At 43.6% G+C, this 9,123-nt stretch carries 12 protein-coding genes and 1 pseudogene; 2 read left to right on the top strand and 11 right to left on the bottom strand.

Features of this window, described 5'->3' with window-relative positions; translation table 11 throughout:
* Positions 1-181 precede the first annotated feature (181 nt).
* From V2H45_RS25740 to V2H45_RS23510, 11 genes and pseudogenes are all read right to left on the bottom strand, one after another.
* Positions 182-1,252: pseudogene (locus V2H45_RS25740) on the bottom strand (PDDEXK nuclease domain-containing protein).
* A gap of 49 nt (positions 1,253-1,301) precedes the next feature.
* A complete protein-coding gene (locus V2H45_RS23555) occupies positions 1,302-1,562 on the bottom strand; it encodes a hypothetical protein (protein WP_330486136.1) in 261 nt (86 codons plus the stop codon).
* A complete protein-coding gene (locus V2H45_RS23550) occupies positions 1,559-1,714 on the bottom strand; it encodes a hypothetical protein (protein WP_330486135.1) in 156 nt (51 codons plus the stop codon). The genes V2H45_RS23555 and V2H45_RS23550 overlap by 4 nt, the downstream gene beginning before the upstream one ends.
* On the bottom strand, positions 1,711-2,292 hold the full coding sequence (locus V2H45_RS23545; protein ID WP_330486134.1) for a glycoside hydrolase family 24 protein: 582 nt from the start codon (positions 2,290-2,292) through the stop codon (positions 1,711-1,713). Before V2H45_RS23545 ends, V2H45_RS23550 begins: the two co-directional genes overlap by 4 nt.
* 73 nt (positions 2,293-2,365) lie before the next feature.
* Positions 2,366-2,518, bottom strand: a complete 153-nt coding sequence (locus tag V2H45_RS23540; protein ID WP_330486133.1) for a hypothetical protein — start codon at positions 2,516-2,518, stop codon at positions 2,366-2,368.
* A 12-nt stretch (positions 2,519-2,530) separates the two neighbouring features.
* Complete coding sequence (locus tag V2H45_RS23535) at positions 2,531-2,896, bottom strand: hypothetical protein (protein WP_330486132.1); 366 nt, start codon at positions 2,894-2,896, stop codon at positions 2,531-2,533.
* 7 nt (positions 2,897-2,903) lie between these two features.
* Positions 2,904-3,581 carry an HU family DNA-binding protein gene (locus V2H45_RS23530; protein WP_330486131.1) on the bottom strand — a complete coding sequence of 226 codons (678 nt, stop codon included), beginning with the start codon at positions 3,579-3,581 and terminating at the stop codon, positions 2,904-2,906.
* A 92-nt stretch (positions 3,582-3,673) separates the two neighbouring features.
* Positions 3,674-3,901: a helix-turn-helix domain-containing protein gene (locus V2H45_RS23525; RefSeq protein ID WP_408648889.1), complete on the bottom strand. Its 228-nt coding sequence runs from the start codon at positions 3,899-3,901 to the stop codon at positions 3,674-3,676.
* Between the two features lie 63 nt (positions 3,902-3,964).
* Positions 3,965-4,978 (bottom strand): ComEC/Rec2 family competence protein, encoded by a 1,014-nt coding sequence (locus V2H45_RS23520; RefSeq protein ID WP_330486129.1) that lies wholly within the window; start codon positions 4,976-4,978, stop codon positions 3,965-3,967.
* Complete coding sequence (locus V2H45_RS23515) at positions 4,965-5,690, bottom strand: hypothetical protein (protein WP_330486128.1); 726 nt, start codon at positions 5,688-5,690, stop codon at positions 4,965-4,967. Before V2H45_RS23515 ends, V2H45_RS23520 begins: the two co-directional genes overlap by 14 nt.
* A complete protein-coding gene (locus tag V2H45_RS23510) occupies positions 5,656-7,788 on the bottom strand; it encodes a sensor histidine kinase (protein ID WP_330486127.1) in 2,133 nt (710 codons plus the stop codon). Before V2H45_RS23510 ends, V2H45_RS23515 begins: the two co-directional genes overlap by 35 nt.
* Before the next feature lie 44 nt (positions 7,789-7,832).
* Between V2H45_RS23510 and V2H45_RS23505 the strand changes: the two genes are divergently transcribed.
* Positions 7,833-8,567 (top strand): HAD family hydrolase, encoded by a 735-nt coding sequence (locus tag V2H45_RS23505; RefSeq protein ID WP_330486126.1) that lies wholly within the window; start codon positions 7,833-7,835, stop codon positions 8,565-8,567.
* A gap of 7 nt (positions 8,568-8,574) precedes the next feature.
* Entirely contained in the window at positions 8,575-9,099 is a 525-nt protein-coding gene (locus V2H45_RS23500; protein ID WP_330486125.1) for a hypothetical protein, read from the top strand.
* Positions 9,100-9,123: the final 24 nt, after the last annotated feature.

The following is a 9,123-nucleotide window of genomic DNA, read 5'->3' as shown; positions in this document are numbered from 1 at the left end:
CAGTTTGTGCCAAGCACCTGCTGCCTTTTTTTCTTTTTTTAGTCCAAAGTCCAGTGTTACCTGAAAACCCAAATTATGCCCCATTCTTTGTCAGTCAGGATATGGACTTTCATATTTGGGGAGTAGTTATCACGGGGCTGCGTCGCTTTTTGAAGTTGACAAAGCCTTAGGTGAAATTGACTCAATCTTGGCTATTGGTTTCCGATATTGCCTCTATTGCTGAAGCTTTCGCTTCGAGTTCTATCTGAAGTTGCTCGACACTTGGCAGACTTTCCTGCAATTGCTTCGGTAAAGCATCTTTAAACGTATAGTTTGAAACACCAATGGGTTTATTGATATCCCGCAAAGCATATTCAACAATGGTTTTCTTTTTACCTCTACACAGAACAATACCAATCGTTGGGTTATCTTCAGGATGACGTAACTGGCTATCAACAGCGGAAATGTAAAAGTTCATCTTTCCTGAAAACTCAGGCTTAAAGGACTCCATCTTCAGGTCGATGACCACGTAGCAGCGTAGTTTGACATGATAAAACAACAGGTCGATGTAGAAATCATCGCCTTCAACCTCTAGGTGATATTGGTTTCCCATAAAGGCAAAGCCCACGCCCAGTTCGAGTAAAAATTCGCGGATATGCTGGGTTAAGGCACGTTCTAAGTCTCGTTCCTGCGATTCTTGCCCCAGACTTAGAAAATCAAAATTGTAGGGATCTTTGAGGAGTTGTTGGGCAAGGTCGGATTGGGGTTTTGGTAGTGCCTGCTCGAAATTTGTCGTGGCTTTGCCCTACCGATGATATAGCTTAGTTTCGATTTGGTGAGTTAAAACGTTACGGCTCCAACCATACTCAATCGTCTGCTGAATATACCATTGGCGCTCTGCTGGCTCTTTTACTTTGTCCAGCAAAATACAGTTATGAAACCAAGGAATTTGTGCAGCAATCTGCTGCACAATTGGCTCGTCAACATATGCTTCAGCAAAAGACCGCATATATTTCAAATTACGGGATGAAAAGCCCTTGATAGCAGGAAACTCTTTCTGTAGGTCTTTAGACAGACTATCAATGACTTTTGTACCCCATCCTTGTTGCTGTTGGCGGGTAAGAATGTCTTTGCCGATTTGCCAATAAAGTAGTACCAGTTCGCGATTGACGGCTAAAGCCGCCCGTACCTGTGCCGCACGGATACGCTGTTTCAAATCGCGTAGAAAGTTTTCGTAGTCGTCGGTTGGTGGCTTTAGCAAGTTATCTGTCATAGAGAAATTGTATTGGCTAGGAGGCAAAAACTGCTACAGATCCTTCAGCCTACTTTTTCTTTTCTTCCAGACGTTGTTCGAGTTGCTCCAGCCTTTTCTCAAACACCAAATCGTGTTGCTCAGAGATCGCCTTAAACGCAGCAAACTCCTTCGCCACAACCATGTTGGACATCTGATCGCGCATCAGGGCAACATCTTGACGCAGTTGCAACACCGTAGTCGTCAAGGCAACCAGAGCAGTCAATACCATTCCTTGCGCGATCGCACTGGTATCGATGCGTAAATTATTGTTATTGGGTTGATTGTTCATTCTTTATTCTTCTCTTCAGGAGCAGGTAGCCAATAACCGAGAATTGCCGATACCGTTGACCAGTAAACACCATCACCTTTACCCATCGCGATCTGAAACAGACAGAAACCCGTCACGATTAAACTCAGTCCTGTCTGTACCCAGAACCTCATACGGATTTACCTCCAAACTCTTGAAATAAGCGATCGCAATCTTCATAAGAAAGCGAAGGCTGACCGTAACGACCGGGAGGCAAACTCGCCCATTCCCACGAACATTTGTCGAGAGCACTTTGAAGCCGTCCTGCGAGGATATCCTCATAGGCATCTCGCCGTCTCAGGAGTTCCACTGCGGCTAAATCTTGCCAGTGCGGACTAAAGTCTGTTGCCCCGATCGCTTGGGCGACATCATCCCAAGTAGTACTGAGAAATTGATAAGCCCCTGCGGCATCGGAACAGAGTTCGCCAGCACATTGAATCTGGCGTGGATGATCGCTAAAGTCAGAGAACACCTTACCTGTAAACATGGTCTGGTAACCAAGCGGACAATTCGTACCTTCAGGAACGCGGATCGTATTCAAGAAAGCTTGGATTTGAGGATGGATTTCGGGTGTTTCAGAAGCTTCAGTTTTCCAGATTTCTGCAAATTCCTCTAGAACTTCTGTTGGCGTATGGTCTTGCAAATAAGCGATCGCTTTTTGCTGATGGGGAAGATGTTTGTAATTGGGGATGGCTTCGAGTAGTTGGATCATGAGTACCTCCAAAAAGGAAGCCTGAGTGGATAGCCTCAGGCTGGTGAAATAACAATCTTGTTGAAGCATTCAATCAAGAATCTTCTGCATCATCTTCAAGAATCTCGTCATCTTCAGAGTAGGGATCTGGTGTTTGCTCGATCACTTCGATGGACTCTTTACCATCTTCAGAAAATTGGATGTTGACGACGATATCCTTGTCAGACGGGATATTAATGACGATCATGCGGTTACCTCGCTATGTTTCGACGAGTTTGATACGAAGTCCGACCACACCTTGCGGGTGCAATAGAATTACGATTTGCTCGTGGGTGTAGTTCCTGCGGTTTACAGGATAATGCCACGCCACTGAAGCAATGGTGTTATTCGCGATGTGGTCGTAGACGGTTTGCCATCTTTGGGCTGTGGCTTGCTCTTCTGCTCTCATCCAATCTTGAAGGTTACGCATTTGAAATACGCGATCTAGCGATCGCACTTCACCCTTTTCAGGCATTCGATAGGGCAACCCGCGCGGTGCGACTTCCACAGGAAAATCGGATTCGGAGATGTAGAGCAAGCCACTCAAGAGGCGGCGGAGTTCGGCGATGAAGTCCTTTAGGTTCATAGTTGCCCTACACAGGAATATCAACCAAGAAGGAGCCTAAGCGACCTGTGGGAATGGCATTGCCGTGAGCGTCGGAAATTTGACCTTCGAGGAGGAAAATCTCGTAAGTACCGTTGGCTGAAGCATCCCAGATGCCACCAGGCGCACCAACTGCATAGGTGACGATTTTGCCTTTCTTGTTAGGGGTGGACTTGGTAGTGATCGCTCTGGCTTTTTGGCTGTAGGCATTGGGCCCTGAGACTTGGATGTCAAAATTCTCAGGTTTGGTTTCGTCTCTACCGATTGTGCCTGCACTGATGCCTGTATCTGAGTCGTCGTACTCAAGGGTAAAGGTGTAGGGTTTGTCGTTGCGGCTGGTGATGTTAGGGGCAACAAAGTTGGATGTGGTGGGGGCTTCGGTATCAATGGGTACGGCTTCGACCAGATTTTTAAAGGCTTTGTCGATTTTGAAACTGGCTGCCCATCTTGCGGGGATCTGGATCGGTTGACCTGTGGCGGGTACGGTTCCCGATCGCGGGGCTTGGGGTCGCATGGAAAAGGTACCGAAGCCGTCCAGTTCGACGGGTTGTTTGCTGGTGACGATTTCGATGATGGTATTGAGGGTGGCTCGAAGAAATCGGTCGGCATCGTAGCCGCTGATTTGGATTTTCTGGGAAATTACGTTGGCGAGTTCGTATCGGTTCATGGGATGTCTCCTGATCTGGCTTGTAGGGATAGCGTAGGGGAGGTGACATCGAGAAGCCATGACATCTGCTCTAGCAGGTGCTTGGGTAATGATTAGAAGTAACGGTCTAGGAGGTCTACGCCGCGATCGCCCATTTGTTCTAGGTGTTGGCGTAGGAGTTTGAGTGCCATGGGTGAGGGTTGGACTTTGCGGTTTTCCCAGCGATTGACTGAGGCGAAGGTGACGCCTAGTTCTGCGGCGAGTTGTTCTTGGGTTAAGCCTAGGCGAAACCGTAGTTCGCGGACTAAATTTGCTGATTGGGTTTCTTGTGCGGCAAACATAGAAAGATCGATGGTTATCACAGATGTACTAATGATATCCCTAGTTAAGAGAGGCTCTGCTTTTCAAACTGAGAAACTTTTCCTGCAAAGCGGTGACGTTATTAGTGTGTCAACAAAATTTTTATGTTGCACAAGGTTGTCTGGCTTAAATGTTTCTACTCCATTGAGTGAGATTGATAAACTTCCGCCACAACATTTGCTCGCATGGGCTCCCTCAGACGGTAAGCCCGAAAGATGGCTAAAATTTAAGCTATCAGTAGTATCGGCACATTTTTTGGAAAGTTGTGTACAGACAATGTGGGTATCAAGAGCAGCGAGTCTAACTCCCTGCACTATATCTTCACGTGGATTGCCAGAACCACCTCTGGCATTTGAGAAGATAACCAACTTAGGAGAAACATGATTGCAAATTTTTTGGGCAAAAGTTTTTGGCTCAGTGCTACCTGGTCGCCCTCCATGATGAGGAAAAACGAGAATGCTGGCTCTGATATCAGTATTATTTGCTAAGAGGTCGTCAAGCCCTATCTGTTCGAGATCCCCAGCCAAGATCGCTGCTCTATGAGAATTATGCAATAACCCAATAACTGCTGATAGAGAATTGGAAGTAAGTTGCCGTTGGTGATTGTTGCTATCGCTAAATTCTTTACCTCCAACGCCTCCTAGAGCCTGGACGGGAGAAGGGGCTAATACCTCTACTTTAACCTCTCCAACATCAAGGCTTCCTGTTAAAGAAGATGTCAGGCTAGTTAAAACTTGAGTGCCACGACTCATCGCATCTGCAATTGCTAAACGAAAATCTGCCCAAGTTACAGTATTCTTTTTGCTTGGATCGGGGTTGACATAGATGTTTCGGATTTTTATTGTCTTGTCAAACAGGAGGGATGTAACCCCTTCAATATGATCTCGATCTGCATGGGATACAAGAACGTGTTCGATCTGGCTGATTTTTCTCAGTTCTAAAAACTCTGTTAAGATGCTGCAATCAGCGCAGTCTACAATAATGGTTCCTTTTGTATCAATTAAAACTGAGCAATTTCCGTGCCCAACATCTAAGATAACTAATTCAGGCGAGTCCATCATTTGCATTTAGTTGAGGGGCTAATTCAAATTTCTCAAAGAAAAGGTCTTCTGATTTCGTTGCCCCAATATTGACATAAGCAACTAGTCTTGAACCTTTACCCAGTGTTTCACGCATTTCTTCGGGAATCAGAGAAACAGGAAAGCGAACCGCTTGGCGAGGTCTCCAGCCAACTACGAAAGCCTCAACTACATCCTCCCCAAACTCTTTGCCAACGCGCTCGACTCTCACGAGTGTGCGGTGCGGCTTTCTTTCTCGTGAGATTTTACCTCCTAACTCTGATACGCAGTATTCGATTCCATCTTTTAGTGACATTGAATTTGCCTCATCGCGAGTCAAGAAAATAGGAATTTTACGACGGTATGCTCCTATCGTTGAATGTTTATCATCAGGATATTGAGAGATAAGAATTGATGGAGTTTTCAGATCGTAAAGGCAAGCAACTAATTCTGAACCATAGAAATCTGCCAAGCCACCATCACGAAGTTTATGATCGCAGATTGCAGCATAAGCAGATTCATGTATCTGTTGGGCTAGTATCCTAACATTTTCATGGAACCCAGTGATAATATTTGCTTGATACCCTAGTTCTTCAAGATCGTAGCGGGTATCGTTTGCTGTTTCTAGATCATCATCAACAATTGCAACAACCTTACTAATGCCATTACCAACTAACTTATAATTCAGTTGCTGAGGGATTGCTGTGACCATTATTTTCACCTCCAAGCCTAGTATAGTCAATAACTGGAAGTAAGACAATAAATTCAGCCCCACCCAGTTCGCCATTGGCGATCGCAGTTATCTCACCACCTAAATCCTCGGCACAATCACGGGCAATGGTTAAACCTAGTCCTGTCCCATCTGGGTTAGTTGTAATTCCGGGAAGCCATATATCTTCTACATCCACGCCTTTAATGCCAAGGGCATTGTCCATAACCCTGATTGCTATACGATTACCTATGTTCTCTGTTCTGATAATAATTTTACGATTGCTTAATCTCGCACCTCTAGTATTGAAAAAAGCATTACCTGCATTTGTAAGTAAATTGGTCAAAATACTTTCTAGCAGAGCCACACTACCAAAAATATTCGAAGATTGACAGTTTTTCTGTATTTCAACAGTTATTCCAGAGCCTACTTCTAAAAATGGTTTAAATAAAGTGACAGATTCCTCAATAACATTATGAATATTGATTTCTTCTGATCGACGTTTTCCACGTTTTAGTAAATGAACTGGAAATTTAACAAAATTCTTAATAGCTGCTAATGCTTTACGTAAAGACTCTACTGGTATGGCAAGAATTCTCTCATATTGATCTGGAAAAGCTCTTTTCCCTTGAGTTTCAATTCTACTTGTAGCTTTATCCAGTAAAGTAACTCGTTTTCCTGACTCATGAGCAAAGGTTGCAGAAGTGGTACCCACTGTTGCAAGACTACGATAAAGTTGAATATCTTCGCGGATGGCTTCATATTCCTGCTCAACCGCAACTTCAAGTTTCTGGTATGCATCTTGGACAACTGGACGAACAGAAACTGGTACACTCTCACGGATCGCTTGCGTTAAATTTTCACGGGCGATTTCAACATTTTGGCTTAGCTGCCTTTTCTTGACTGTTCGTTTGAGTTCTGTTAATTTTGCTGCTTCTTTTTCTCGATAATCCGCCATCCAACGCAGAGCATCAGTTGCGAATGTTTTAAGTTGTGTAAATGCTTCATTATCAACAAAACCAAGGCGATCGGTTTTAGGCAGGAGCATCTCTTCAGGATCTTCCACAACGATCTTACCAATTGAAGTACTAGTCGCAGGTCTGGTCATTGGGGTACGCCCCCGTAGTTTATTGATTTCTAGCCAGTCATCTTCAGGATCGCCGTAGGGCCGAACACGAAGCCCACGATGGTAGAGGCTGACATTGCCCATTGTGTCTAACCATTTTTTAACTTCTTCAATAGTGACTCGCCTTGTGGAGAAAGATTCACGTTCAAAGACAAATGCCCAAAAGTCAAATTCAACCCTCATATTTGGGTATCGAGATTTGCTGTATTTTTTAGCGATCGCCTCTGCATCAGCAGCAACTAAAATCTGTCCGCTGGGATTTCTCAGGCTAAACTCGGCTTTACCATTGGGGTCAAGGCTAGCGTGTAGGTGATAGTCGGCAGCGTCAAAATACGCAGAACTGACACGTTCTTCTAATTCGGCAAATTCTGGAGCGATTAGGGTGGGAGTAAAGCCTGTAGGATCGCCAAAGGGATCGGAGAGCAGGATGAGTTCACGAGCAAGTTTCTTGACTTCGCGATCGCTGAGTATAGTATGCAGATTCCCGATAGTGATATCTGTGCCTTGCCCTTTATTGGTCGATCGCTGCTCGATCTTAAACTCAACCGTATCGACACTATCAGAGTTATCAAGGGCGTACCAGTCAATCTCGAAGTAGTATTCTGTGCCAAGTTCGTTTTCGGGTCTGGATGCAAGATAAACTCGCGCTCCTTGCCGTAAAGCTGCTAACCTGCCCAGTCCTTTGCTGCCTGCTGGGATGCGATCGTATTTGGGAGTGCGGTTATTGACGTTCTTTTGTGACTTGCCGATCAAAAACCAACGATTTTCAATTTCGTCGGCATTCATCCCCACGCCATTATCGGAGATTTCAATGCTGCCTCCAACTTGGCGGGTATTGTTGAGAGTGATCGCACATTCGGTTGCATCAGCATCGTAAGCATTCTTGACTAGTTCGATGATGCTCTGCTCAAAACTGGAGATAAGTTCTTCGCCGAGTCTAGCTAAAATTTGTGGTGAAAATTTGAAGTGTGCCATCAAGATTTGCTATAGTTACTGCCAAAGAGTTATGCATACTAGCTATGGTAGCAAAGACCACTATTTTTTTAGATGGTGACGACACTCTCTGGAAAACGCAGGAACTTTACAATGATGCAAAGTCTAAGTTTGCATTCCTTCTAAATGAAAGTGGAATACCCGAGTCACAAGAAAGCATTATCCTTAAATTTGATGCAATGGATGCTCTCAGAGTAGCTACAAGAGGGTTGACTCCTCAAAGATTTACTGAGAGTATGCTTATCCTCTACAGTTCACTGGCATCACAATTCAGTTTAGAGTATAAGACTTCAATTGAGAAAAAAATATTAGATATTTCTAGGACTATAAGGCAGCCTCCAAAGCTTTATGAGGATACTGTGGATTCGCTTGTGAGTTTGAAAAAGGAGTTTCGACTTATTCTATTTACCGCTGGACATCCTTCCACACAAAAACGAAAAATATTATCCTTGCATAGACATTCCTTTGATGTAGAAAGTTATTTTGACGAAATACGCATTGTTCCATTGAAAAATGAAGAAAGATTACGTCGAGTACTTAAATTAATGAAGCTATCCCCACACGAAGTTTGGTTTTTAGGAAACAGTTTGCGCTCAGACATATTACCTGCCGTATCTGTGGGAGCAAATGCAGTCCTTGTCAATCGAGGGGCATGGAAGTATGATGACAAAGATACATCTCATATTAAAAACATTCAATGGTATACGACAAGTTCTCTCAGTGATGCCGCCCAGATTGTGATTGATATTTTTTGTAAATAAGAATGTTATGTCAGTCAACCCGCAAAATAACTCTGAATGGCTTATTCTTGTATCTTCAAATTATAAGAAAGAATATATCTCAGATATAGTTGAGGTAATAGGAGTGCCGAATAGTTTTATCGTTCACTTCAGATACAGAAAGAAATGGGTTAATTCTTCTCTGTGGGACAAGCTTCCTGTCAAGGAAAAATTAAAAAATGGTGATGAAATCCAAAGATTAAATGAGATAAAGTCTCGGAAGATTCTCATCGTATTTCTTTGTCAAGATGATAAAGACAATTGGCTTTCCTCTTATCCTGTTCGTTTTGCAACAATTGATAAGTGTTATGTGACGGGAAGAAGCGATCATGATATAGCACATTTCTATTTATATGTAGATTCCTACTGTTCAGCTAAAAAGGAAGAGGAAAGGAAGAACTTTTTAGAGAAAATTAAGGTTGATTCTAGGGAGGCAGGATTTAATAATAGTAGAATGGCATTTTTGGCTCAAAATATGTCTAATTCCTTAGTACAGGACAAAACCTTGCAATAAAGACAGAAGAGGGGTTTCATAGGA

The organism is Tumidithrix elongata BACA0141, assembly GCF_036349135.1.
Taxonomy (GTDB): Bacteria; Cyanobacteriota; Cyanobacteriia; order Pseudanabaenales; family Pseudanabaenaceae; genus Tumidithrix; species Tumidithrix elongata.
The sequence above is the reverse complement of the archived record's forward strand: the minus strand, read 5'-3'. Positions and strand labels throughout refer to the sequence as shown.